This is a genomic window from Mesorhizobium sp. B2-4-3, from assembly GCF_006442815.1.
Classification (GTDB): domain Bacteria; phylum Pseudomonadota; class Alphaproteobacteria; order Rhizobiales; family Rhizobiaceae; genus Mesorhizobium.
Window position 1 is genome coordinate 94,259 of record NZ_VFVL01000001.1, and the last position, 23,692, is coordinate 117,950.

Sequence of the window (23,692 nt, forward strand, 5' to 3'; positions counted from 1 at the left end):
ATGCAGAAGCTGCTTCTCAGTTATTATGGCGACGACCTCACCGGCTCGACCGACGTCATGGAGGCGCTGGAACTCGGCGGCGTGCCGACCGTGCTGTTCATGCGCAAGCCGGATGCCGCACTGATGGCGCGCTTCGCGCATTGCCGCGCCGTCGGGCTCGCTGGCACCAGCCGAAGCGAATCCCCGCAGTGGATGGACACGCATCTGAAGGACGCGTTTGCCTGGCTGAAAACGCTTGAAGCCGAGCTCTGCCACTACAAAGTCTGCTCGACCTTCGATTCCAGCCCGACAATCGGCAGCATCGGCAGGGCGATTGAGATCGGCCGAACCGTCTTCACCCAGGACTGCGTGCCGCTGGTGGTTGGCGCGCCGCAGCTCAAGCGCTACACCGCCTTCGGCCATTTGTTCGCCGCCTATCGTGACAGATACTACCGCATCGACCGTCACCCAGTGATGAGCCGTCATCCGGCAACGCCGATGGACGAATCCGACCTCCTGGTGCATCTGTCACGGCAAACGGATCTTCCATCCGAATTGCTCGATCTGGCGACATTGCGCTCGCCCGGCGGGACCACAGTCTTCGACAGGCTGGCCGCCGGCGCGGCGATCCTCCTCATCGATGTCGACAGTCCCGAAAGCCAGGCGCTGGCCGGCAAGGAAATCTGGCGCACCCGAAAGCCGGGCGGGTACTTCGTCGTCGGCTCCTCCGGCATCGAATACGCGTTGCTTGCCGAATGGGCGGGAAATACCGCGCCGCCAGCAGGGGCCGGCTTCGGGGCGCCGGGAGCGAGCGACCGCATCGCCGTCGTGTCGGGCAGTTGTTCGCCCACGACCGAACGGCAGATCCGCCATGCGATGAACGACGGCTTCGACGGCATCGAGGTCGACCCGGTCGAGCTGGTCTCCGAGGGTTCCCAAAAAGCGATCGCGCGCGCGGCGGCAGCCGGCAATGCCAGCCTCGCGGCCGGACGCAGCGTCATCCTCTACACCGCGCTTGGTCCAACCGCCGATCGCGGCGCCGAGATCGACCGCCAGGAAGGCGCCCGGCACAAGCTCGGCCGCGGCCTGGGCGAACTGCTTCGCGCATTGACCGTGGACCAGAAGCTGAAGCGTGTCATCGTCGCCGGAGGCGATACGTCCAGCCACGCGCTCGGCCAGATGGGCGTCGATGCGCTGACGGTCAGGATGCCGCTGCCTGCCTCGCCCGGCTCGCCGCTCTGCGTCGCGCATTCGAGCATTGCGGCGATCGATGGGCTGGAGGTCGCACTGAAGGGCGGACAAGTCGGAACCGACCGGTATTTCTCAGCCATCCGAGACGGTCTCGGCGGTTGATGGCGCCATGCCGCACCCACCGCACTCGGCTCGCCGCCGCCAGGGGACGCACCAATGACACGGATGCCTGACGTGTGGATCGGCACGAGCTGGAAAATGAACAAGACGCTTGCCGAGGCGCGGGCCTTCGCCAGCGGGCTGCTTGCCGATCCGGAAGGCGACCCGCGTGTCCAGCGCTTCGTCATCCCGCCCTTCACGGTCGCGCGCGAGGTCAAGGCGATGCTGAAGGACACGTCTGTCAAGGTCGGAGCCCAGAACATGCATTGGGCCGATGAAGGCGCATGGACGGGCGAGATTTCGCCGGTGATGTTGAAAGACTGCAATCTGGACATCGTCGAGCTCGGCCATTCCGAGCGCCGTGAGCATTTCGGCGAAACCGACGAAACCGTGGGCCTCAAGACGGAAGCCGCGGTGCGCCATGACCTCATTCCGCTGATCTGCATTGGCGAGACATTGGCCGAGCGCGAGGCCGGCCTTGCCAGCGAGGTTCTCGCCAGGCAGGTGCGCGGCGCACTCTCCAAGCTCGGCGCCGCGCAGAAGAGCGCCCCGATCCTGCTCGCCTACGAGCCGGTCTGGGCGATCGGTGCAAACGGCATTCCGGCAGCCTCGGACTATGCCGACGCTCGCCAGGCGGAGATCGTCGCTACTGCCCAAGACGTGCTCGGGCGCCGTGTCCCCTGCCTCTATGGCGGTTCGGTCAATCCCGGCAATTGCGCCGAACTCATCGCATGCCCGCATATCGACGGGCTGTTCATCGGGCGCTCCGCATGGGCTGTCGAGGGTTATCTCGACATCCTGTCCAGATGCGCCGCAACATTATGAAGGAGACGATCATGAAGCTCGCGGTTGCAGGCGACAGCGCCGGCGAAGGCCTGGCCAAGGTTCTCGCGGATTACCTGAAGGACAGGCACGACGTGTCGGAGGTGTCGCGCACCGAGGCCGGCGCCGATCCATTCTACGCCAACCTGTCAGACCGGGTCGCGAGCGATGTGCTGGCCGGCAAATATGACCGGGCTATCCTGATCTGCGGCACCGGCATCGGCGTCTGCATCTCGGCCAACAAGGTGCCGGGCATCCGCGCGGCGCTGACCCACGATACGTATTCGGCCGAACGCGCCGCGCTGTCGAACAATGCCCAGATCATCACCATGGGTGCGCGCGTCATCGGCACGGAACTGGCGAAGTCGATCGCCGATGCCTTCTTAAAGGAGACATTCGATCCGCAGGGGCGGTCGGCCGGCAATGTTGCCGCTATCGACCAGATCGACGCAAAGTACAACGCTCGCTGAGGCTTCGCGACTTCATGCTTCGCGACCTTGGTTGGACCAGAAGAAGACCGTTTCCCCGCCGTCGCGAAACACTCTAGTCTCAAGATCGGAGATGATACAGGGAGACCCGAATGAGCCTGACGCAGAAGCTGATCAACGACGGCAATGCGGCCGTGGACGAAATGCTGGTCGGTATCATGGCCGCGCATCCCGAGCATCTCTGGCGCCCTGACAACGCCCCGCGCGCGGTCGTTGCCAAGAATGGCCCGCGGGCCGGCAAAGTCGCACTGGTGATCGGCGGCGGCTCAGGCCATGAGCCGACCTTCCTGGGCTATGTCGGCAAGGGACTGGCGGATGCCGCCGCGATCGGCAACGTCTTCGCGTCGCCCCCTCCGCAGCCGGCAGTCGACGCGGCGATGGCCGCCAGCGGCGACGCGGGCGTCCTGTTCATGTATGGCAACTATGCCGGCGACGTGATGAACTTCGACATGGCGGCCGAGCTTTTGGAGATGGAAGGCATCGAGGCGCGCACGGTGCTGACCACCGACGACATCGCATCGGCGCCGCTCGATCAACGGCAAAAGCGCCGCGGCGTGGCCGGCAACGTGTTCATCTTCAAAGCCGCCGGTGCCGCCGCCGACATGATGATGCCGCTGGACGAGGTGGAGCGGATCGCCCGTCACGCCAACGACCGCACCTTCACCATGGGCGTGGCGCTCTCGTCGTGTTCTCTGCCACAAACGCGGAAGCCAAGCTTCGATCTGCCCGTTGGCGAGATGGAGATCGGCATGGGCATCCACGGCGAGCCCGGCGTGCGGCGCGGGACGTTGCGTTCGGCCAACGACGTCGCTGACGAAATCATGGACGCGATCCTAGCGGAAATGAAAGCGCCGGCCAGCGAGCGCGTCGCGGTGCTGGTCAACTCGCTCGGTGCGACGCCGCTGATGGAGCTTTACATCCTGAACGCGCGCATCGCGGAACGCCTGAAGGCTGCCGGGCTGGTCGTCCACAAGACGCTGGTCGGGCCCTACTGCACGTCGCTCGACATGGCCGGAGCCTCGATCACCATCATGCATCTCGACGACGAATTGCAGCGCATGATCGACCACCCCTGCGACTGCGCCATGTTCCGGAGCTGAACGCGATGGAGTTTACCACCGGGGATTTGAAAGCCCTTTTCGGCGCCTTTTCCGCGCGGATGGCGGCTGAGCGCGACAGGCTCTGCGTGCTTGACGGGGCAATCGGGGACGCCGACCATGGCATCGCCATGGAACAAGGCATGAAGGCCGCGGCCGATGCGGCCCAGGCCGCCGAGGACACGTTGCAGGATGTCTTCAATGCCGCCGCCAAAGGTTTTCTCAACGCGGTCGGCGCCTCGTCCGGACCACTCTATGCAACCGCCCTTCTGCGCGCCGGCAAGGCCGCGGGCCCGCGCGGATCGATGCCCAGAACAGAGTTGCGAACCGTCATTGCGGCTATGCGCGATGGCATCGTGCAGCGTGGCAAGGTGGAACCCGGCCAGAAGACGATGCTCGATGCCTGGGGACCGGCCGCCGATGCCGCACTCGATGGTCAGAATGCCGATACCATAATCGCGGCTGCCCGGCAGGGAGCAGAAGCGACACGCAACATGGTTGCAACCGTCGGCCGCGCCGCACGTCTCGGCGAGCGTTCTCTGGGCCACCCGGACCCGGGCTCGATTTCGGCCGCTATGCTGGTCGAAGAAATCTGCAACGCGATGAAAGCCGCTTAACCCCTTTTTGGAGGCGGCTCCGAGAGAGCAGGCTCCCTTAGTTTATCCTCATACGGGTCTCTGCGTCGAACAGATGCACCTTATGCATGGCAATCTCCAGATTCACCTCCTGATCCGGTTTGAAGGGTGGTCGGTCCCGGACCTCCACCATCAGGTCGACGCCATCAGCGGTCAAGGTGATTTCCTGCGCGTCACCGGTCGGCTCGACCACTTGGACTTTCGCCTTTGCGTGGCTGCCACCGATAGCGATGTGCTGAGGACGGATCCCGTAGACCACGCCTTGCCTGTCCCCCACTCCCGTCTCCTGCGGCAAGGGCAAGCGTAGGCCCTGCTGAGCGATGAATGCACCGCTCTGGATGCGACCCCCGATCAGGTTCATTTCCGGAGAGCCGATGAAGCCTGCGACGAACAGATTGGCCGGGTTCTCGTAGAGCTCGGTGGGGGTGCCGACCTGTTCTATGCGGCCTTTGTTCAGGACCACGATCCGGTCGGCGAGCGTCATCGCTTCGGTCTGGTCATGCGTGACGTAGATGCTGGTCCGTCCTAGCCGTTGGTGCAGCTTCTTGATCTCGGCACGCATCTTCACGCGCAGCTTCGCGTCGAGATTGCTGAGCGGCTCGTCGAACAGGAAGGCCGAGGGATCGCGCACGATGGCGCGGCCCATGGCGACACGTTGGCGCTGGCCGCCGGACAGTTGACGCGGCATGCGGCCGAGCAGGTCCTGCAGACCGAGGATTTCGGCCGCGGCCTTCACCCTGGAGACGATCTCTCCCCGAGGAACTTTGGCCAGCCGGAGCGCGAAGCTCATATTGTCCGCCACGCTCATATGCGGGTAGAGCGCATAGCTTTGGAATACCATGGCTATGTCGCGCGACTTGGCCGGCATCTCGTCGACGACGCGCCCGCCAATACGGATCTCGCCCGTCGTATGCTCTTCGAGCCCCGCGATTATGCGCAGCAGCGTTGACTTGCCGCAGCCTGACGGACCGACCAGGACGACGAACTCGCCGCTGGCGATTTCGATGTCGACGTCGCGCAGAACTTCCACCGCGCCGAAGCTCTTGCCGAGCTGTTCTATCTCGATTGCAGACACCTATTTTTCTCCCGTACCGGCACGGCTCATTTTCGTTGAGCCTGCCGCCATGCGCGGTATTCGGCCTCGCCTTCGGGGCTCAGCGGATAGTATTTCCGCAGGTCGCCGCCCTTCGCGAGCCGCGTGCGTGAAAACTCTTCCCACTCGATATGCGCGCCGGCGAGTTCCACCAGTCGGGGGGGAAGGGCGACCGGCACGACAACCACGCCATCGTCGTCGGCGACGATGATGTCGCCGGGGATGACCAGCACGTTCGAGCAGGCGATCGGAACGTTGACTGCAAAGGGGACGATGTTGGTCTGGGCATGAAAGTTCGGCGTGACGCCCCTCACCCAGATGCCGACATCGAGCGCCGCCGCCTGAGCGGAATCCCGAATGCAGCCGTCGACGACGACGCCGGCGCCGCCGCGCCCGGCGAAATAGGTCAGCATCATCTCGCCGAAGATGCCGCTGCCCAGATCGCCGCGGGCATCGACCACCACCATGTCGCCAGGCTGTGTGGGATAGAGCACGTGTCGGTGTAGTTGCCGCTCCGGTTCCTCATACTCCGTTTCGTTGTACAGATCCTCGCGCTTCGGCATGCACTGGAGCGTAAGGGCCGGCCCCGCTGCCGTGCTGCCAGACCGCAAAGGACGCGGCCCACGGATCTGCGGATCGCGAATGCCCATCTTGTGGTAAAGCTCGCTGGCCAGCGTCGCCGAACCGATGGCCGCAAGCGCGTCGACCAGCTCTCGCGGCGGCCGCGAAATGTCCGATATCGCCGGTACCTGATCAGCTTCCATCGCGTTTCCTCCAATCTGCGGTGAGGCGCCAGCCTCATCGATCCTTCACAATCTGTTGCGTTCAACCGTCGAAGGCGTTGATCGCCTCTGACGCATGTACGCCATTCAGCCGCGAACCGCGCCGGTCGTAAGGCCTTTGACCAGCAGCCCCTGGGCAAACCAGACGAACACCAAAGTCGGGATGACCATGAGCACGCCGGCGGCCGACATGGCGCCCCAGTCGATGCCGAACTGGGAGACGAAATTGGTGAGCCCGACCGGCAGCGTCTGCGCGGCCTTGCTCGAGGTCAGGGTCAAGGCAAGCAGGAGGTCGTTCCAGGTGAAGAGGAAGGTGATGACGGCGCTGGCGCCGATGCCGGGCGCAATCAGCGGCGCCACGATCTGGACCAGCGTGCGCACGGTGCCGGCGCCGTCCGACTGGGCAGCCTCTTCGATCTCCTTCGGCACATCCTGGATGAAGCCCAGAAGCAGCCAGATGGCGACAGGCAGTTTGGCTGCCGTATGGCTCAAGATCAGCGCCCAGACTGTGTCGAGCAGGCCCAGGGCGGCAAACACTGCGAACAGCGGTATGGCAAGCGCGATGACCGGGATCATGCGCATGATCAAAAGCAGCCCGAAGATCAGCATGGCGCCCGGCATCCTGAAGCGTGACAGCGCATAGGCGCAGGGAATAGCCAGCAGATGCACGAGGACGACCGTCGCCACCGACACGATGACGGTATTCCAGACATACCCCATCGTGTCGTACTGGGCAAAGACCGAGACATACTGCGTCAGCGTCGCTGTCTCGGGGATGATGTGCACCGGAACCGAGAAAATGTCGGCCGAGCTGCGGATCGACGTCAAGAACAGCCACACCAGCGGAAAGACGGTGAGCGCGACCGTCAGGGCCAGCGCCAAATACTGACCGGCGATCCCCGCCGTGAACCGGCGGCGCCGGCGCTTTGGCATGGAACGTGCGCCGACGATGACGGCTTCGGTCATATCGCCCTCCGTTTCGCAATCAGCCACGGCACTCCGTAGAGCAGGCCGAGCACGAACAGCGACATGCCCAGCGCGATGTAGGAGACCGCGGCCGCGTGTCCGAAATCCACCGCCTGAAACGCCAGCAGGTAGGAATAGACGGTCAGCAGGTTGGTGGCGCCGCCCGGTCCGCCTTGCGTCATCAGCCAGACGACGTCGAACGTTCGGAACGTGTCGATGATGCGCAGCATCAGCGCGATCATGATGACCGGACGCATCAGCGGCAGCACGATGTGCCAGAAGCGCTGCCATGGCGTGGCGCCGTCCACGGTGGCCGCCTCGAGCGGCTCCTGCGGCAAGGATTGCAGGCCGGCAAGGAACAGGAGCACCATCAGCGGCGTGTTCTGCCAGACATCGGCGACGATCACCGAGACGAGCGCCCAGGCCGGGTGGTTGAGCCACGGAATGTCCGGCAAGTTGAACATGCGCAGCAACGCGTCGACCAAGCCGTACTGGGTGTTGAACAGCCAGCGGAAGTTCAGGCCGACGACGGCGGGCGCGATCATCGGCGGGACCAGGAGCAACGTGCGCGCAAGGCGCATGCCGCGCAGTTTGCCGTTGACCAGAACGGCGATCGCCATGCCGGCCACCACTTCGATCGTGATGGAAACGACGCTGAAAATCGTCTGGTTTCGCAGCGCCTGATTGAACTGGCGGCCGAAAAGTTCGTCGCTATAGTTTCCGGTCCCGATGAATGGCGCCGAGCCGCTCAGATCCCACCGGAAGAAACTCATGATGAAGGAGTATCCGAGCGGATAGACGAGGATGGCCAGCATGACGAGAAGCGCCGGGCTGGCCAGGAGGTAGCCTCTCTGCCAGGTGTAAGGCAGCGGCGAACGTCTCCGGCGCCCTGGCGCCTGGTGCTGCGCGACGGCCGACATTCTCAGTCGTAAGCTCCGGCCCGACGCATGATCTCTTCCGCTTCGGTCGCCGCCTGATTGAGCGAGTCGGCGGGCGAAACCTGGTCGGATAAGGCTTGCTCGATGGCCGAGAACATCAAGGTGCAGACCTTTGAGAACCCGGCAAGCTTGGGCCATTCCTTGCCGTTGGCGATCGTCGTCTCGAGCTGCCGCAGCCATGTGGCCTGCGGCCCCTTCGCCGCGGCGATCACTTCCTTGGCTATCGCCTGGCTGCTCGGAAAGTTGGTGAACTGTTCGAACTGCAGCCGCTGGGCATCCGCGCCGACCGTGTATTTGATGAACTCGACGGCGGCTTCCTTGCGGCCGGATTGGCCATTGAGCGCCATGGCATGGGAGATGGCGCATGAGATCGCTGCTTTGTCCCGCACGTAGGGAGCTGTCGACCATTTGCCGACGATACGCGAGGTTTCCGGATTGGACAGGGTGGCGAAGGCGCCCGGCCAATCGAAATTGGCATAGACCGTACCGGACGAGAATTCGGTCGAGTTCTCGTTCCATTGATAGCCGACGGCGTCGGACGGCACGATTTTGTGCTTCTGGATCAGATCGCGATAGAAGGTGAGCGCCCTGATGCCGGCTTCGGAATTGAAGGCCGGCTTGTTGGCCTGGTCGACCCAGTCGCCTCCAGCTTGCCAAAGCAGGTCGCTGAAGGTGCGTTGCGCGGGGTCGCCCTGCCCCGGCACGACAAGACCGTAGTGACCGTTGCCCGTGAGTTTCAGGCCGACGTCGACGAGTTCTTCCCAGGTCTCGGCCGGCTTCAGGCCCTTCTCTTGGTAGATGTCGCTGCGGTAATACTGAACGCGCGCATCCATGTTGCGCGGGATTGCCGCCAGATTGCCAGTCTTGGGATCGCGCAGATATTTGACCGCAACGGGATAGAATTCCGCCAGTTCGGAGTCGCTGAAATAGCTGTTCAGTGGCGCGAAATGGTTGAAGTAGGAGTCTATCTGCGCCGTGTGGGTGCTGTAGACGTCGTACTGGCTCGACCGTGCCGCGCTCAGCGTGACCACCTTCGCCGTCAAAGGGGTGAATTCCAGGAGGTCGTAGCGAACCTTGATGCCGGTCTTGGCGGTGAAATCCTGAACGATCTTCTCCCAGTATTTGGGATAGAGCGGGCCGCCGGTGATCAGCAATGCGGTGATTTCGTTCGTCTGAGCCCTGGCGATCCATGGCGCGGCGATGGAGCCTGCGGTCACGGCCGCGCTCGCGGCCAGGAATTTGCGTCTCGATAAGTTTCCGGACATCACAATCTCCTCCTTGGTTAGTTCCTCGGCCCGTCCAGCGACGGCCGAAGACTTTGAGCCTCGGCAAATACTCGCGGCTTGCTCCTCCCGCCGCGAGACTGCCTGGATTACTTCCCGGATGATGCTTGCGAACCCGCCGGGCAATCGGCACTTATGCGCCAACACGCTTGGCGTGGTGGCGAAGGCGTATCGATCCTGATCTCGAACGACGGCAATCGGAGCGCGGCGGCTGGACACCGCTCGATCCGCCCTTCCCGCAGGCCGAGCTATAGGCTAGTGAGCAAATATGAGATAAGTTGACTGCATATCTAGCTATCAGCCTATAAGCTTATCAGACAAGTGGATGTTAATGATGGATACCGTTGAGGTCAAGCTTCAAACTTTGCCCAAGCAAGTGGCGGGCGTGCTTGCGCGTCGCATCGCCGGCAGCGGTGTCGCGGGCGGCCAGGGGCCATCGGAACAGCAGATCCTCCAGGAGTTCGGGGTCTCGCGTGCGGTCGCGCGAGAGGCGCTGAAGATCCTTGCGTCCCTCGATATGATCGAGATCGCGCAGGGACGGCGCGTGGTGCTGCGTCCCGCCGAAGAGTGGGATTACCTCAGCCCATTGCTCATCGACTGGCTGCCGCCCGAGCAGATGCGCGAGATCCTGGCTGAAGCGCATGCGACGCGGATAATCATCGAACCGGCCATCGCCGCCATCGCGGCCAAGCATATGACCAAGGAAAAGCTGGAGCGTCTTGGCACCTTGCTGGCGGCGATGTCGGCAAGCGAGGACAATCCGGACGCCTATCTGAAACTCGACCTGGATTTCCACATGGAGATTTGCCGGGCGGCGCAGAACAGGATTCTCGACCGCTTCATGTATTCGTCTCGGTGGTGGCAGATGGCGAGCAGACGCATCAGCAACCAGATGCCGCATGCGCTGCCCTCCGCTACCGACATGCACAGGGCAATCTACGACGCGCTCGTGGCCCGCGACGAAAAGCGGGCGGAAGAAGCGATGCGCCGGCACCTCAAGAAAACCACCGCCGTCGGCTTGCCTCGGTGAAGGAGTGACGCAGCCAGCATTTGCGCTGGCCGCGCCACAGCGTGTCGGGAGGACACGGGTGGATTTGGAACAATCCAGGAAGGGTCCCTTTCTAGGCTCTTTTTGCTTGTTGTTCCTGGCGCTGTCGGGCGCGAAAGCCGAACATGTCGCCCTTGTCCTTGATTTCCGCCCAGACCGGCTCGGTGATCCTGTCGATGGCGGCAATGTCCGCCCCGGAAATCACCCAGCCCACGCTATCGACGTTTTCTTCCAGCTCCTTGACGGTGCGGGCACCGACCAGCGGCGAGCTGACGCCTGGCCTGCTGGTGAGCCACTGGATCGCAAGCTGCGGAACCGTCTTGCCGTAGCGCGCCGCGATCGGCTTGAGCAAATCGACGGCGTTCACCGCCCGCTCATAGGTGCCCGGCTGGAACAGCACCGTCGTGCGCCGCTCATCACCCTCGACGAATTTGGTGTCCGGCGACAATGTGCCGGTGAGCAGTCCCTGCGCCAGACCGCTATAAGGCATGACGCCGATATTGTGCTTGCGGCAATAGGGCAGCGTCTCGGCTTCCACCTCGCGCCACAGCATGTTGTAGGGCGGCTGCAGCACGTCGATGACGCCGTGCTGACGGGCGCTGTCCATGTCGGCGATGCTGAAATTCGAGACGCCGACTGCCTTGATCCGCCCTGACGAACGCAGCCGCTCCATCATTTCCATGGTCGGGCCGATCGGAAAATCCGAGTTCGGCCAGTGGACGAAATAGACGTCGACATGATCGGTCCGCATGCGCTTCAGCGAACCGTCGAGTGCTGCCTCTATCGCGGCGGGTTCGAGGTGATTGGGCGCGACCTTGGTCGCGATGACAGCCTTCTCCCGGCGACCGGCCAGCGCCTGACCGACGACCTCCTCGGCATGGCCGTGTCCATAAGCTTCGGCCGTGTCGATCAGCGTGATGCCAAGCTCGAATGCGCGCCTGATCACCCTGACTGATTCCTCGTCGTCAGCCGCGCCCCAAAACGCACCCGACATGCCCCAAGTCCCGAGGCCGATCTCCGATACCTTGATCGGCGACGATCCCAGCTGTCGCTGTTGCATTCTGTTCCTCCTGATTGATAGCGCTCACGGGCTTCCGCCCCGATGCAATCCAATTTATACGCTTATATACTCGTCTAACAAGTATATTCTTGGGCATTAACGACTCTCGATCGAAAACGTCGAATTTATCAATTAATTCAATGGATAACAACGCCTTGAATGCACCTGTATGCAAAATCAGTCAAAGGGGGTTTACGCCCCGCTGCCTAATCTTGTATGCTTATTAGACAAGTTGGCTTTCGATCGAAATTCTGCGTTTTTGAGCGCGGCGCCATCACGGGGAGAAGGATCCGATGAAGATCGTGGATATCAAGACGGCGGTCGTCGCCTATCACGGCAAGGCGACCCTGATCCGGATCGATACGGACGCCGGCATCTCCGGCTATGGCGAAGCCAATCCCGATGCCGGCGCGGCGGCCATCGTAGGGCTCATCTCGGAGCTGAAGTCGGAGCTGATCGGCCAGGATCCGCGCAATGTCGAATATTGCTGGGACAAGATCCGCCGAGATCATGTCTTCTCCGGCGCCCAGGCCGGCGTCTTTCTCATCGCGCTCACCGGGCTCGAAATGGCGCTGTGGGACGTGGCGGCGAAAGCCGCCGGCCAGCCCCTCTATCGCATGTTCGGCGGCAAGTTCCGCGACCGCATAAGGCTCTATGCCGATTGTGGCGACGGCGACGACCAATCCGGATCGCCGCAGGGCTGCGCCGCCCGCGCGCGCCGCATGGTGGCGGAAGGTTTCACGGCGCTGAAATTCGACATCGACAATCTGCGCCACCCGGCGAAGTTCGATGCAGTCAACCACACTATAAACGGCGCTGAGCTCCGCTTCATGATCGAGCGCGTCGCCGCTGTGCGCGATGCGGTCGGCCCCGACATCGATCTCTGCATCGACCTGCATGCGCGATACGACGCGCTCAGCGCCAGCCGCATAGCGGCCGAAATGGAGCGCTTCAACCTTCTCTGGCTCGAAGAGCCGATCCCGGCAGAAAACGTCGAGGCCCTGAAGCAGATCCGTATGCGGACCAAGACGCCGATCTGCGTCGGTGAAAACCTCTATCTGCGCTGGGGCTTCCGCGAGCTGTTCCAGAATTACGGCGCCGACGTCGTCATGCCCGACGTACCGAAATGCGGAGGCCTTGCCGAAAGCCGCAAGATCGCCAATCTCGCCGAGATGTACTACGTGCCCTTCGCGCCGCATCTGGTGTCGACGCCGCTCGGCACGATGGCGACTTGCCATGTCTGCGCCAGCGTGCCGAACTTCCTCGTGCTGGAGTGGCACGCGCTCGAGGAGCGCGAAGCCTGGGACAGCTATGTCCGCCTCTCGAATGGCGCGAGGTCGATCGTTGAGGATGGCCACATCGTGGTGTCGGACATACCGGGCATCGGCGTCGAGCTCGACATGGATGGCGTCCGCAAACACGCCGTCCCTGGCTACGGCATTTTTGAGTAGCGCATTGCGGGGGCTCGGGCGGCCGGATGCCGCTATTCGATCAGACCGATCCGTTGTGAGGAAGCCATGGGCAAGCGCATCGTTTTCACTGGCGGCAGCGGCAAGATCGGCCGCCACGTCATACCCTATCTGCTGAAACGCGGGCATCAGGTGCTCAACCTCGATCTGGCGCCGCTCGATGTGCCAAGTGTCGACACCGTCATCACCAACCTTGCCGACGCCGGTGAAACCTATAATGCGCTGACGCTGCATTTCGGCTTCAGCGAGTATTTCGGCGGCAAGGGCCGAGGCCCAGTCGACGCCGTGGTCCATTTCGCCGCGCTGCCGCGGATCTTCCTGCGACCCGACAACGCCATGTTCGCCGCCAATGTGCAGTCGACCTACAATGTGATTGAGGCCGCCACTAAGCTAGGCATTCGCAAGATTGTCACCGCCTCCAGCGAAACGGTCTATGGCGTGTGCTTTGCCGAAGGCGTCCGCGACTTCACGTCGTTTCCGGTGGATGAGGATTACGACGTCGATCCGACCGACAGCTACGGCCTTTCCAAGGTACTGGGCGAGAAGATCGCGCGTTCTTTCGCCTCCCGCACAGGAGCCGACATCTACGTGCTCAGGATCGGCGGCGTCGTCGAACCGCAGGATTATGCCCGCTTTCCGGAATTCCTGGCCGATCCCTCGAAACGGCGGCGCGACGCCTGGACCTATATGGACGCGCGCGACCTGGGTCAGATCGTCGACCTGTGCGTCGAGAAGGACGGCCTTGGGTTCCAGATATTCAATGCCGTCAACGACAACATCGTGGCCGAGCTACCGACAGCGGAATTTCTTAGCAAGCATGCACCCAACACACCAGTCACGCGTGCCATGGACGGGTTCGAGGGACCGATCTCAAATCGGAAGCTGCGCGACGTCCTTGGGTTCCGGCAAGAGCATGACTGGCGGACACAGCGACCCGGTTGATGCGCTGACGGGCAGCTTCAGCGATCGAAGAAGCCCCTGTCCTCTTCGCTCAGATATTTCCTGGCCGCTTCGGCGTCGATGTCGAGGCCCAGCCCCGGTGCTTCCAGCAGGTCCACCATGCTGTCCTTCACGATCTGCTGCGGCAGGCCGATCACCAAGTCTTCCCACCACGGGTCGGAGGCGCTCGGATATTCGAAGGCGATGTAGTTGGCGGGCAAGGTGGCGCAGACATTGATCAGCGCGCCAAGGCCGAGCAGGCCGTTGGCGGTGCCGTGCGGCGCCATCAGGATCGAGTGCATGTAGGCGTGCTCGGCAACCCATTTGAGCTCGGCGATGCCGCCTATATCGGCTGGATCGGGGCCGATGACGCGCACCGCCTGGGTCTCGATCAGCTCCTTGAAATTGTGCCGCAGGTAGATCTGCTCGCCGGTATGGATCGGCGTCGAGGTGGAGGTCGTCAGCTCCCGATAGGCCTGCGGATTGACCCAGGGCACATAGTCGCCGGTCAGCATGTCCTCCAGCCACATCAAATTGTACTTCTCGACGGCGCGGGCGAATTTGATCGCGTCGGGCAGCATCCAGCCCGGGCCGCAGTCGAGCGCCAGGCTGACCTTGTCGCCAAGCACTTCCTTCATCGCGATCACGCAGTCGAGCATGTGATTGAAACCGCGCTCGCTGATCACGCCTTGATCCATGGCGCCGTGATAGCCGGCCTTCTTTAGCGTCACCCCGTAATGGAAGCCCTCGACTGTGTCCTTCATGTTGGAGTGGAACGAGATGCCCTGCTTGACCATGAAGAAGTTCTGCGGCTGCTCCATCATCCATTTGACGTCGGCGGCATAGTCCTCCGGCCGGTCGCCCGTGCGCTTGCGGCGGATCGAGCCGTTGTAGACGCGCACCTTGTCGCGCACCTTGCCGCCGAGCAGCTTGTAGACCGGCACGCCCGCGGCCTTGCCGGCGATGTCCCACAGCGCATGCTCGATGGCGCTTACCGCCGCGCCATAGGGCTTGAACGAGCCGCGCTGGCGGATCTTCAGCATCACTCGCTCGACATCGGTCGGGTCCTCGCCGATCAGCGCCTCGCGGAAATGCAGCACGAACGGCTTGAGATAGGTCTTTGTGAACTCGACTTCGCCGAGGCCATAAAGACCCTCGTCGGTCACGATGCGAATGATGGGATGCTTGCCGATGACGGCGCAACGCAGGTCGGTGATCTTCATGGCGCAGCCCTATTTCACGGACGAGAAAGCTGTCGGCGTGAGCAGCTGGCTGCTGATATTGGCAACGATCTGCCCGTCGCGCTCAGACTCATCCCGGGCTCTGCGCCATACCGGATCGGCGACGAAAGCCGCCCATTTCACCTCACGCTCGGCCAGCGATTCCCAGGCGAGGAAATAGGTGAGGCGATTGTTGTTTTCGCCGATCGCCGTGGTGAAAAACCCGGCTTGGCGGATGCCATGCCTCTCCCAGATGGCCAGCGTTTGGTCGGAAAAGCGCTTGAGCAAAGCCGGCAGCCTGCCCGGCAGACAGTCATAGATACGCTGTTCGTAGATCATGGTTTCGTCCGTTTCTTTCTTCGCCTCACCTTGGTGGAGATCGACATGAATGGTCGGTCGTTGGTCGTGTGAACCTGGGGGAATGAGGACAGGGGGTCCGGGCTAACTCCAGGTCCGGTCCCAGCTATATTCATTGTCCCAATGCTCGGTGGATTGCCATATCCCCGTGACACCGGGCTGCAGATGCCGGCCGATCACCTCGTCGACCACATCGTCTATGCCCAGCCCCGGTTTGTCCGGAACGGTTACGAAGCCATCCTTCACAAGCGGCTTGGGAAGGCCCGTGACGATATCGTCCCACCAGTCGACATCGGCGGAGTGATATTCGAGCGCCATGAAGTTTTCGGTCGCGGTCGCGACATGCGCCGCGGCCATCGCGGCGATCGGGCTTTCGGCCATGTGGATCGCCATCGCGACGCCCTGGTCCTGCGCCATGTCGCCGATCTTCTTGGTCTCGAGGATGCCGCCGCTGGTGAGAAGGTCCGGATGGATAATGGAGACACCGCCGCTCCTCAGCAGAGGCTCGAAGCCCTCCTTGAGGTAGATGTCCTCGCCGGTGCAGATCGGCACCGTGGTGGCCTGCTGCAGTTGCCGGTATTGCTCGGTGTACTGCCACGGGATCACATCCTCGAGCCAGGCAGGGACGTATTTCTCGATACGGCGCGACAGGCGTATGCCGTCCTGCAGCGAGATGTGGCCGACATGGTCGATGGCCAAAGGTATCTCGTAACCGATGACCTCGCGAACCTCATGGATATACTGCTCGAGCAGGTCGATACCCTTCTCGGTGAAATGCAGGCCCGTGAACGGATGCTGCACGTTCTGCGCATCGTAGGCGAGGTTGCGGGCCTTGCGCTCCTCGAGCGTGCCGCTGCGGCCGCGTGGATTGGCGCGAAACCCTTCGAGCGCGCCGGCGGGCGCCGTCACCGCGCCCGGGATGTGGGCGATCTGCATCAGGCCCAGGTCCATCTTGAGGAAGGTGAAGCCGCGCTCCATGCGCGCCTTGAGGCGCTTGCCGGTCTCCGTGCCGCTCGGCTTCTCCGCATCCGTATCGCAATAGACACGCACCTGATCGCGAAACTTGCCGCCGAGCATCTGGTAGATCGGCACGCCATAGGCCTTGCCGGCGAGGTCCCAGAGCGCGATCTCGGCCGCCGAGACGCCGCCGCCTTGCCGGCCGTGGCCGCCGAACTGCTTGATGCGGCGAAACAGGCGATCAATGTCGCAAGGGTTCTCGCCAAGCAGCCGGCTTTTCAGCATCAGTGCGTAAGTGGCGCTGGCTCCGTCACGAACCTCGCCAAGCCCGACAATGCCTTGGTTGGTATAAATCTTGAGCAGCGCCGAGGTGAACGGCGCGCCGACGATTTCGGCCACCCGCATATCGGTGATGCGAAGCTCGGACGGCCTGGAATTCGCGTTGACCCGATTGAGAGCCTCATCGGCTCCACCCGTTTTTGGCATGGCCTATCCTCGTTCTGTTTGGCGGGGATTGTCGCCCCTGATGCTGAGCCGGCGCGGAGGAATGCTACCCCAGCTCGATCTCGTGGGCCTGCAGGTAGTCGCGGTTCATCTCGACGCCGAGACCAGGCTTCGACGTCAGCTTGAGGTTGCCGTTCGAAATGTCGAGCGGGTTGTCGATCAGGTGATCGTATTTGGAGAGGTCCCACGCCGACGTTTCGAGCTTGTAGAAGTTGGGAACGGTCATCATCACCTGCGCTCCCGCGACCACGTTGATCGGTCCGGCGGCATCATGCGGCGAGACTGGGACGTAATAGGCTTCGCACAGGGCTGAGATCTTTTTGAGCTCGGTGATGCCTCCAGTCCAGGTGACGTCGGGCATGATGTAGTCGGCGAGCTTATTCTCGAGCACCGGCACGAAATCCCATTTGGTGTGGCCGCGCTCGCCCCATGAGATGGCGGCGCTGACCTTGTCGCGCACCTGCTTGAGGGCGTTGAGGCTCTCGGGCGGGCACGGTTCCTCGAACCAGTCGATCTGGCCGGCTTCCTCGAGGCAGCGACAGAGGCGGATGGCGGTGGGAACGTCGAAGCGCCCATGCGCATCGATGAGGATGTCGACATCGGGACCCGCCGTCTCACGGATCAGCGCCGTCAGTTCGGCGGCTTCACGCTCGTCCCTGCGGGTCATGCCGCCATCGAGATAGCCGTCCCGCCTCTCACGGGCCACGCCATCGACGCTGGGACCCTGATGGGGAAACGGGTCGAATTTGAGCCCGGTGTGACCGGACTCCACGATGTCGCGAATTTCGCGGACCACGGCCTCCTTGCTGGTGAATTTGGCCTGGTTCGGATGGGTGTAAAGCGAGATTTCGTCGCGCACCGGTCCGCCCAGCAATTCGTAGATCGGCTTGCCGAGAACTTTGCCGCGAATGTCCCAAAGCGCGATGTCAATTGCGCTCACGCATTCCACGGCGGCGCCGCGGCTGCCCATATAGGTGAAGCTGCGGAAAACCCTGTGCCACAGGTGCTCGATGCGCGCCGGATCCTCGCCTGTCACGGCGGCGCCGATCTGTCTCAGGATCGTGCACAGCGCGCGGTTGGCGAGCTTCGTCGTGGTCGTGATCTCGCCCCACCCGCTCACCCCCTCGTCCGTCGTCACTTCGACGAACAGGTACTCTCCCCAGTAGGAAGCGTCGGACTTGATCAGCCACGGCCGAACGCCTGTGATTTTCATCTCAACTATCCTTTCTGAAACGGCCACGCTGATGCTGTTGCGCTAACCTGCCCGGGCAGCGCTGCGCGCGCGCATGTGTTCGAGGACATGCCGGCCGGAGCCCTCGACATGGCGAGCAATGAGTTCGGCCGCCTTGTCGGCGTCTCCCGATTTCACGAGCGCGATGAGTTCGCGGTGCTCGCGGATGATCGCGGCGCGACGGGCAAGCGTGAAATTGAAACGGCGGCTCACGGCCCGCAGCACCTCGCGATGCTTCCACCAGAGCTCGGCGGCGTGGCGGTTATAGTGACGCTGGTACATCACCGTGTGGAAGGCAGTATCCAACTCACTGTGCCTGAAGGTATCGGCAAAGTTGTTCTCCTCGATCAACCCCTGGAGCCGTTCGAGTTCGGCGATGTCCTCGTCGGTCGCCATGCCTACAAACCAGCGCGTCAGGGCGGGTTCGATCAGAACGCCGATCTCGTAGATATCGCGGACAAAATCCTGATCTATGGGCCGTACGCGCGCCCCGCGATTGGGAAGAAAGGTGACGAAGCCTTCTCCACGCAGCAGTTGCAGGGCCTCGCGCACGGGGTTTGTCGAGGTGCCGTGACGCCGCGCAAGATCGGCGACAACGAGCCGTTCGTTGGCGGCCAGCCGTCCTTCGATGATATCCTCCCTGATCAGCTCATAAAGCGAGGCGCCCTCGCTGGAAGCCCCGATCGGGTCGATCCCCGCAGGTGGCTCCGCTTTGAAATCGCTCGTTTCGCCCAAGGCCAAGTCCCCCAAGTCAATACACCCTCCGCCCTATATCACGCTCGGCTCTGACAAAACAATGTACGATTCTTCGCGTTGACAGGTAATCTGTGATCTGAAAACGTACAAAGTGATCGAAGGGATACATTAGGGCGGAGGAACATCCCGGCGATCGAAACGACCAAGGACCGCTTGCCTCGACGCAGAGCGGCATGGGAGAACCTGGAGGAGACCTATGAGGAGGATCACAGTCGGCGGTGCCGTCCTGCGCGGCGCTGTCTCCACTGCTTTGACGATATCGCTGATGTCGGCGCCTGCGCTTGCCGCGCCGCCGGTCGATCTGAGCAAATGGTCGCCGGAATATGTGCGCTCGATCGCCGGCACGCAGGATTTTGATACGGCGGGCGATTGCGCCAAGGTCACCCCGCTCGACTACAAGGGGCGACTGACGTTCTGGTATCAGGGCGTGTTCGAGGGCGACCCGGATCTGCTGCGCCAATACTACAAGGATTTCTTCGAGACCTTCCGCAAGACCTATCCGAACATTCAGCTCGAGGAAGAGGCCCTCACCTACAACGACCTTCTCGACAAGTTCCGCACGGCGCTGCTCGGCAACGCGGCGCCGATGGCGGTCCGCCTGCAGATACTGGGCGGCACCGAGTTCGCCTCCAAGGGCTATCTGCAGCCGCTCAAGCCCGAGGATGTCGGCTATTCGACCGAGGATTTCTGGCCGGGCGCCATGAAGGCGGTGACCTGGGACGGCGTGACCTACGGCATTCCGACCAACAACGAGACGATGGCTTTCATCTGGAACGCCGACATTTTCAAGCGCGCGGGTCTCGACCCCGACAAGGCACCGGCGACTTGGGACGACGTCGTAAAATACTCCAAGCAGATCCACGACAAGCTCGGCATTGCCGGTTACGGCCTCGTGGCGCGCAAGAATGCCGGCAACACGCCCTATCGCTTCATGCCGCAGCTGTGGGCCTATGGCGGCGGCGTTTTCGACGAAGCGGCTGCGAACCCGACCTACAAGGACATCGAGCTCAACAGCCCGCAGAGCAAGGCGGCGCTGCAGGCTTCCTACGACATGTATGTCCGCGACAAATCGGTTCCCGTTTCAGCGCTCACCAATCAGCAGGCCGACAACCAGCCGCTTTTCCTCGCCGGCCAGCTCGGCATGATGATCTCGCATCCGTCCGACTACAACGTCATGCTCGACCTGCAGAAGAAGGCGACGGGCACCGACAAGGACAAGGCACAGACCGTCATCGACAACATGCGCTACGGCCTCATTCCGACCGGCCCCGACGGCAAGCGCGCCGTCGTGTTCGGCGGCTCGAACATCCACATCCTGAAGCCCGAATATGTCGAGGGCGGCAAGGTGGACGAGCCCGCGGCAAAGGCCATCATCTGCATGTGGACGAGCCCCGAATGGTCGCTGAAGATGGCTTACGCCGGCTCGAACCCGGGCAACCTCAACGGCTTCAAGACCAAATGGATGAAGGAACGTCTGGACAGCATCAAATTCCTCGATGTCACGACCTCGATGCTGCCATACGGCATACCGTTCCCGGCGCTGCCGCAGTCGCCCGAAATCATGAACATCATCGTCCCGGACATGATGCAGAATGCCCTGACCGGAGCGATGACCGTCGACCAGGCGGCAGACGACGCGGCCAAGAAGGTGAAAGACCTGATGGGAGGCGGGCTCTAATCCGGGCCTGACCGACGATCCGATCGGCTGCGCCGCGAGCGCAGCCGATACTTCCCCAACAACAAGGGCGCGCTACAGTGACGATCGCGACCGGCAAGGCCGAGGCTCGCCGCAGATTGCAACCCGCCGGGTCCAGCTTGCTCCGCAAGATCTGGGAGCATCGCGCCGACTACGCGTATGTGCTTCCGGCGATCGCCGTGATGCTCATCGTCATCGCCTATCCGATCTACTACACGATCGAGCTGTCCTTCTTCAACACCCCGCCCGGCCTGCAACTCCGCGACAAGATCTTTGTCGGTTTCAACAACTACACGGCCATCTTGACCAGCGGGGTGTTCTGGCAGGTCACCTTCAACACCCTGATCTGGACAATCGCATCCACTTTCTTTTCCTTCGTGCTGGGGTTCGGCGCCGCGCTGGCGCTCCATCGCGACTTTATCGGTCGCGGCATCCTGCGCGCGATCCTCATCATTCCCTGGGTCATCAGCGCCGTCGCCGCCTCCTATATCTGGAAGTGGATCTACCATTCGGATTTCGGCATCATCGGCGCGGTGCTGGTCGAGCTTGGATGGGCCAGCCGGCCGCCGAACTTCATCGACAGCGTCTCAACGGTGCTGCCCTCGCTGATCGTCGTCAACATCTGGCGCGAGTTCCCTTTCGCCATGATCATGATGACGGCCGGCCTCCAGACAGTCCCTGAACAGTTGCTGCGCGCCGCAAAAGTCGATGGCGCCAGCGCGTGGCAACGCTTCTGGCACGTCACCTTCCCGCATTTGCGCAATGTCTCGACGGTGACGATCCTGCTGCTCGCAGTCGCCAACTTCAACTCCTTCATCATCCCGTGGATCATGACCGGCGGCGGCCCGTCGAACGCTTCGCATATCTGGATCACCCACATCTATGAGCTCGCCTTCGGCCGCCAGCGCTGGGGCGTGGCATCGGCCTATTCGGTGCTTCTGTTCATCATCCTGATGACGCTCGGCTACTTCTACGTCCGCGCGCTGAGCGGCAACGAGCGGAAGGATGGCAGCGCATGAGCACGGTTTCCGCGACCGCCGCACGAGGCCAGTCCGCTCGCCGCCTGCGCATCGATGGGTGGCGATGGGGCGGCCGTTTCTTCCTGGTGTTCATGCTGCTTTACACCGCCTTGCCAATGATCTGGATGTTGCTCACCTCGATCAAGTCCGGCTTCGCGGCGATGCAGTTTCCGCCGCAGTGGTGGCCCGACCAGCCTACCCTTGCCAGCTACCAGAAGCTGCTCGACCCGCAGAACAGCGTCGGCCAGGATTTCCTGCGCTTCTTCTGGAACAGTCTCATCGTCTCGACCGCCACCACCATCCTTTCGGTGATCGTGGCGGTCCCCGCGGCCTACGCATTCTCGCGCTTCACCTTCCCGGGCCGGAACTTCCTGTTCTTCGCCGTCCTGCTGCGCAACATGTTTCCGGCGGTGATCTTCCTCGTGCCGCTCTTCATCCTGATGCGCGCGATCGGGCTGGTGAACACGCACGGCTCGCTTGTTCTCACCTACCTCACCTTCGGCCTGCCGCTGGCGATCTGGCTGTTGAAGGGCTTCTACGACAACATCCCGGTGCAGCTCGAGCAGGCGGCGCGCATCGACGGCGCAACGCGCTTCCAGGCCTTCGTCCTGATCGTGATGCCGCTCTCGACGCCGGGCATCATCGCCACCGCGATCTATTCCTTCATCGGCGCCTGGAACGAGTACATCTACGCCTACACTTTCCTCTCCAAGAACGAACAGCTGACGCTGCCGGTCGGCATCCAGCGCTTCTTCTCGGAGAACACGACGGACTTTCCGGGCCTGATGGCCGCTAGCTTCATGATGAGCGTGCCCGTCGTGGTGCTGTTCCTCCTCCTGCAACGATATTTTGTGCGCGCCCTCACGGAAGGCGCCGTGAAGCACTAGGAGCTGCCGATGGCCCATGTGGTCCTCAAAGACCTCGTCAAGACCTATGGCAGCTTCAAGGCCGTCAACGAGGTTTCGCTGACGGTCAATGACGGCGAGTTCGTCGCGCTCGTCGGCCCTTCGGGTTGCGGCAAGACGACCACGCTCAATCTCGTCGCGGGGCTGATCCCGATCAGCTCTGGCGACATCCTGATCGGCGACCGGGTGGTCAACGATCTCGACCCCAAGGACCGGGACATCGCGATGGTGTTCCAGAACTACGCGCTCTATCCGCAGAAGTCGGTCTATATGAATCTCGCCTTCCCGCTGCAGATGCGCAAACTGCCCAAGGACGAGATCGACAGGAAGGTGAGGGAAGCGGCGCGTGTGCTCGACATGACGCAGCTGCTCGAGCGCAAGCCGCGCGAGCTCTCGGGCGGGCAACAGCAGCGCGTGGCGCTCGGCCGCGCCCTGGTGCGAGATCCGGCAGTGTTCCTGATGGACGAACCGCTCTCCAACCTCGACGCAAAGCTGCGCGTGCAGATGCGGTCCGAGATCAAGCGGTTCCATCAGGACCTCAAGGCGACGATCATCTATGTGACGCACGACCAGCTCGAGGCCGTGACCATGGCCGACAGGATGGCGGTGATGAACGGCGGGTATCTGCAACAATATGATTCGCCGGCGCAGGTTTTCGCCCATCCCGTCAACATGTTCGTCGCGAGCTTTGTCGGCAGCCCGGCGATGAGCCTCATTCCGCTGGAGGCATCGACGGCAAACGGCAGCACCGTTCTGACAAGCGCGGAAGGCTGGAACCTCGAGCTGTCGCAAAGCAACGCGCGCAAGGTGCAGAGCGCGACCACCAGCAAGATCGTGCTCGGCGCGCGGCACTCGACGATCAAGCTGCACAAGAGCTCCGTCCCCGGCGCCATTCCGGCCAAGGCCTATACGGTGGAACCGACCGGAGACGTCACCTTCGTGCAAGCGTTCCTCTCCGGCGCCATCGTCAACATCAGCGTGTCCCCCAGCGTCGCCGTCAAACCTGATGAGCAGATCTGGCTCGAATTCGACCAGGAACGCATGCACCTGTTTGACGGCGAAACTGAAATGGCTCTCGAAGCCTACTGAAACAAGGCG

23 protein-coding genes are annotated in these 23,692 nt (G+C 62.5%); 12 read left to right on the plus strand and 11 right to left on the minus strand.

Features of this window, described 5'->3' with window-relative positions:
* The 5 genes from FJ956_RS00475 (at position 1) to dhaL (ending at position 4,353) form a co-directional block, all read left to right on the plus strand.
* Complete coding sequence (locus tag FJ956_RS00475) at positions 1–1,332, plus strand: four-carbon acid sugar kinase family protein (RefSeq protein ID WP_140677728.1); 1,332 nt, start codon at positions 1–3, stop codon at positions 1,330–1,332.
* A gap of 63 nt (positions 1,333–1,395) precedes the next feature.
* The gene (locus FJ956_RS00480) at positions 1,396–2,154 is read left to right on the plus strand and encodes a triose-phosphate isomerase (RefSeq protein ID WP_181170210.1); all 759 of its coding nucleotides are present in this window, start codon (positions 1,396–1,398) and stop codon (positions 2,152–2,154) included.
* Positions 2,155–2,165: 11 nt separating this feature from the next.
* Positions 2,166–2,621, plus strand: coding sequence for an RpiB/LacA/LacB family sugar-phosphate isomerase (locus FJ956_RS00485; RefSeq protein WP_140677732.1), 456 nt, complete (start codon positions 2,166–2,168; stop codon positions 2,619–2,621).
* Between the two features lie 110 nt (positions 2,622–2,731).
* Positions 2,732–3,739 (plus strand): dihydroxyacetone kinase subunit DhaK, encoded by a 1,008-nt coding sequence (locus FJ956_RS00490; RefSeq protein WP_140677734.1) that lies wholly within the window; start codon positions 2,732–2,734, stop codon positions 3,737–3,739.
* A 5-nt stretch (positions 3,740–3,744) separates the two neighbouring features.
* The gene (gene dhaL, locus FJ956_RS00495) at positions 3,745–4,353 is read left to right on the plus strand and encodes a dihydroxyacetone kinase subunit DhaL (RefSeq protein WP_140677736.1); all 609 of its coding nucleotides are present in this window, start codon (positions 3,745–3,747) and stop codon (positions 4,351–4,353) included.
* Between the two features lie 37 nt (positions 4,354–4,390).
* Here the strand turns inward: dhaL and ugpC are convergent, their stop codons facing one another.
* The 5 genes from ugpC to FJ956_RS00520 form a co-directional block, all read right to left on the minus strand.
* Positions 4,391–5,446 carry a sn-glycerol-3-phosphate ABC transporter ATP-binding protein UgpC gene (ugpC, locus tag FJ956_RS00500; protein ID WP_140677739.1) on the minus strand — a complete coding sequence of 352 codons (1,056 nt, stop codon included), beginning with the start codon at positions 5,444–5,446 and terminating at the stop codon, positions 4,391–4,393.
* A gap of 26 nt (positions 5,447–5,472) precedes the next feature.
* Entirely contained in the window at positions 5,473–6,228 is a 756-nt protein-coding gene (locus FJ956_RS00505; protein ID WP_140677741.1) for a ribonuclease activity regulator RraA, read from the minus strand.
* Positions 6,229–6,333: 105 nt separating this feature from the next.
* A complete protein-coding gene (locus FJ956_RS00510; protein WP_140677743.1) occupies positions 6,334–7,212 on the minus strand; it encodes a carbohydrate ABC transporter permease in 879 nt (292 codons plus the stop codon).
* The gene (locus FJ956_RS00515) at positions 7,209–8,132 is read right to left on the minus strand and encodes a sugar ABC transporter permease (RefSeq protein ID WP_181170207.1); all 924 of its coding nucleotides are present in this window, start codon (positions 8,130–8,132) and stop codon (positions 7,209–7,211) included. Before FJ956_RS00515 ends, FJ956_RS00510 begins: the two co-directional genes overlap by 4 nt.
* A 2-nt stretch (positions 8,133–8,134) precedes the next feature.
* Positions 8,135–9,415, minus strand: coding sequence for a sugar ABC transporter substrate-binding protein (locus FJ956_RS00520; protein WP_140677749.1), 1,281 nt, complete (start codon positions 9,413–9,415; stop codon positions 8,135–8,137).
* 352 nt (positions 9,416–9,767) lie between these two features.
* Here FJ956_RS00520 and FJ956_RS00525 point away from each other — a divergent pair, with 352 nt between their 5' ends.
* Positions 9,768–10,463, plus strand: coding sequence for an FCD domain-containing protein (locus FJ956_RS00525; RefSeq protein WP_246681599.1), 696 nt, complete (start codon positions 9,768–9,770; stop codon positions 10,461–10,463).
* A gap of 91 nt (positions 10,464–10,554) precedes the next feature.
* Here FJ956_RS00525 and FJ956_RS00530 read toward each other — a convergent pair whose 3' ends face one another.
* Entirely contained in the window at positions 10,555–11,541 is a 987-nt protein-coding gene (locus FJ956_RS00530; RefSeq protein WP_140677755.1) for an aldo/keto reductase, read from the minus strand.
* A 293-nt stretch (positions 11,542–11,834) separates the two neighbouring features.
* On the opposite strand from FJ956_RS00530, the gene FJ956_RS00535 reads away from it, so the two are divergent.
* Together FJ956_RS00535 and FJ956_RS00540 are read left to right on the plus strand one after the other, a co-directional pair.
* Positions 11,835–12,992, plus strand: a complete 1,158-nt coding sequence (locus tag FJ956_RS00535; RefSeq protein WP_140677757.1) for a mandelate racemase/muconate lactonizing enzyme family protein — start codon at positions 11,835–11,837, stop codon at positions 12,990–12,992.
* A 66-nt stretch (positions 12,993–13,058) separates the two neighbouring features.
* A complete protein-coding gene (locus tag FJ956_RS00540; protein ID WP_140677759.1) occupies positions 13,059–13,952 on the plus strand; it encodes an NAD(P)-dependent oxidoreductase in 894 nt (297 codons plus the stop codon).
* A 17-nt stretch (positions 13,953–13,969) separates the two neighbouring features.
* Here the strand turns inward: FJ956_RS00540 and FJ956_RS00545 are convergent, their stop codons facing one another.
* The 5 genes from FJ956_RS00545 to FJ956_RS00565 all read right to left on the minus strand — a co-directional run bounded on the left by FJ956_RS00545 (position 13,970) and on the right by FJ956_RS00565 (position 18,953).
* On the minus strand, positions 13,970–15,172 hold the full coding sequence (locus tag FJ956_RS00545) for a mandelate racemase/muconate lactonizing enzyme family protein (RefSeq protein WP_140677761.1): 1,203 nt from the start codon (positions 15,170–15,172) through the stop codon (positions 13,970–13,972).
* A gap of 9 nt (positions 15,173–15,181) precedes the next feature.
* Positions 15,182–15,508: an NIPSNAP family protein gene (locus tag FJ956_RS00550; RefSeq protein WP_140677763.1), complete on the minus strand. Its 327-nt coding sequence runs from the start codon at positions 15,506–15,508 to the stop codon at positions 15,182–15,184.
* 102 nt (positions 15,509–15,610) lie between these two features.
* Entirely contained in the window at positions 15,611–16,969 is a 1,359-nt protein-coding gene (locus tag FJ956_RS00555; RefSeq protein ID WP_140677765.1) for a mandelate racemase/muconate lactonizing enzyme family protein, read from the minus strand.
* A 64-nt stretch (positions 16,970–17,033) separates the two neighbouring features.
* Complete coding sequence (locus tag FJ956_RS00560; protein ID WP_140677767.1) at positions 17,034–18,200, minus strand: mandelate racemase/muconate lactonizing enzyme family protein; 1,167 nt, start codon at positions 18,198–18,200, stop codon at positions 17,034–17,036.
* A gap of 42 nt (positions 18,201–18,242) precedes the next feature.
* A complete protein-coding gene (locus FJ956_RS00565) occupies positions 18,243–18,953 on the minus strand; it encodes a GntR family transcriptional regulator (RefSeq protein WP_140677770.1) in 711 nt (236 codons plus the stop codon).
* A 217-nt stretch (positions 18,954–19,170) separates the two neighbouring features.
* On the opposite strand from FJ956_RS00565, the gene FJ956_RS00570 reads away from it, so the two are divergent.
* The 4 genes from FJ956_RS00570 (at position 19,171) to FJ956_RS00585 (ending at position 23,683) form a co-directional block, all read left to right on the plus strand.
* Positions 19,171–20,652: a sugar ABC transporter substrate-binding protein gene (locus FJ956_RS00570; protein WP_140677772.1), complete on the plus strand. Its 1,482-nt coding sequence runs from the start codon at positions 19,171–19,173 to the stop codon at positions 20,650–20,652.
* A 77-nt stretch (positions 20,653–20,729) separates the two neighbouring features.
* Positions 20,730–21,689, plus strand: a complete 960-nt coding sequence (locus FJ956_RS00575) for a sugar ABC transporter permease (RefSeq protein ID WP_140677774.1) — start codon at positions 20,730–20,732, stop codon at positions 21,687–21,689.
* Entirely contained in the window at positions 21,686–22,576 is an 891-nt protein-coding gene (locus tag FJ956_RS00580) for a carbohydrate ABC transporter permease (protein WP_140677776.1), read from the plus strand. The genes FJ956_RS00575 and FJ956_RS00580 overlap by 4 nt, the downstream gene beginning before the upstream one ends.
* Before the next feature lie 9 nt (positions 22,577–22,585).
* Positions 22,586–23,683, plus strand: a complete 1,098-nt coding sequence (locus FJ956_RS00585) for an ABC transporter ATP-binding protein (RefSeq protein WP_140677778.1) — start codon at positions 22,586–22,588, stop codon at positions 23,681–23,683.
* Positions 23,684–23,692: the final 9 nt, after the last annotated feature.

Bases quoted from the DNA above. Each gene is read 5' to 3' on its own strand.
- FJ956_RS00475 (WP_140677728.1), top strand. From the start codon at position 1: ATGCAGAAGCTGCTTCTCAGTTATTATGGCGACGACCTCACCGGCTCG.
- FJ956_RS00480 (WP_181170210.1), top strand. From the start codon at position 1,396: ATGCCTGACGTGTGGATCGGCACGAGCTGGAAAATGAACAAGACGCTT.
- FJ956_RS00485 (WP_140677732.1), top strand. From the start codon at position 2,166: ATGAAGCTCGCGGTTGCAGGCGACAGCGCCGGCGAAGGCCTGGCCAAG.
- FJ956_RS00490 (WP_140677734.1), top strand. From the start codon at position 2,732: ATGAGCCTGACGCAGAAGCTGATCAACGACGGCAATGCGGCCGTGGAC.
- dhaL (WP_140677736.1), top strand. From the start codon at position 3,745: ATGGAGTTTACCACCGGGGATTTGAAAGCCCTTTTCGGCGCCTTTTCC.
- FJ956_RS00505 (WP_140677741.1), bottom strand. From the start codon at position 6,228: ATGGAAGCTGATCAGGTACCGGCGATATCGGACATTTCGCGGCCGCCG.
- FJ956_RS00510 (WP_140677743.1), bottom strand. From the start codon at position 7,212: ATGACCGAAGCCGTCATCGTCGGCGCACGTTCCATGCCAAAGCGCCGG.
- FJ956_RS00515 (WP_181170207.1), bottom strand. From the start codon at position 8,132: ATGTCGGCCGTCGCGCAGCACCAGGCGCCAGGGCGCCGGAGACGTTCG.
- FJ956_RS00520 (WP_140677749.1), bottom strand. From the start codon at position 9,415: ATGTCCGGAAACTTATCGAGACGCAAATTCCTGGCCGCGAGCGCGGCC.
- FJ956_RS00525 (WP_246681599.1), top strand. From the start codon at position 9,768: ATGGATACCGTTGAGGTCAAGCTTCAAACTTTGCCCAAGCAAGTGGCG.
- FJ956_RS00530 (WP_140677755.1), bottom strand. From the start codon at position 11,541: ATGCAACAGCGACAGCTGGGATCGTCGCCGATCAAGGTATCGGAGATC.
- FJ956_RS00535 (WP_140677757.1), top strand. From the start codon at position 11,835: ATGAAGATCGTGGATATCAAGACGGCGGTCGTCGCCTATCACGGCAAG.
- FJ956_RS00540 (WP_140677759.1), top strand. From the start codon at position 13,059: ATGGGCAAGCGCATCGTTTTCACTGGCGGCAGCGGCAAGATCGGCCGC.
- FJ956_RS00545 (WP_140677761.1), bottom strand. From the start codon at position 15,172: ATGAAGATCACCGACCTGCGTTGCGCCGTCATCGGCAAGCATCCCATC.
- FJ956_RS00550 (WP_140677763.1), bottom strand. From the start codon at position 15,508: ATGATCTACGAACAGCGTATCTATGACTGTCTGCCGGGCAGGCTGCCG.
- FJ956_RS00555 (WP_140677765.1), bottom strand. From the start codon at position 16,969: ATGCCAAAAACGGGTGGAGCCGATGAGGCTCTCAATCGGGTCAACGCG.
- FJ956_RS00560 (WP_140677767.1), bottom strand. From the start codon at position 18,200: ATGAAAATCACAGGCGTTCGGCCGTGGCTGATCAAGTCCGACGCTTCC.
- FJ956_RS00570 (WP_140677772.1), top strand. From the start codon at position 19,171: ATGAGGAGGATCACAGTCGGCGGTGCCGTCCTGCGCGGCGCTGTCTCC.
- FJ956_RS00580 (WP_140677776.1), top strand. From the start codon at position 21,686: ATGAGCACGGTTTCCGCGACCGCCGCACGAGGCCAGTCCGCTCGCCGC.
- FJ956_RS00585 (WP_140677778.1), top strand. From the start codon at position 22,586: ATGGCCCATGTGGTCCTCAAAGACCTCGTCAAGACCTATGGCAGCTTC.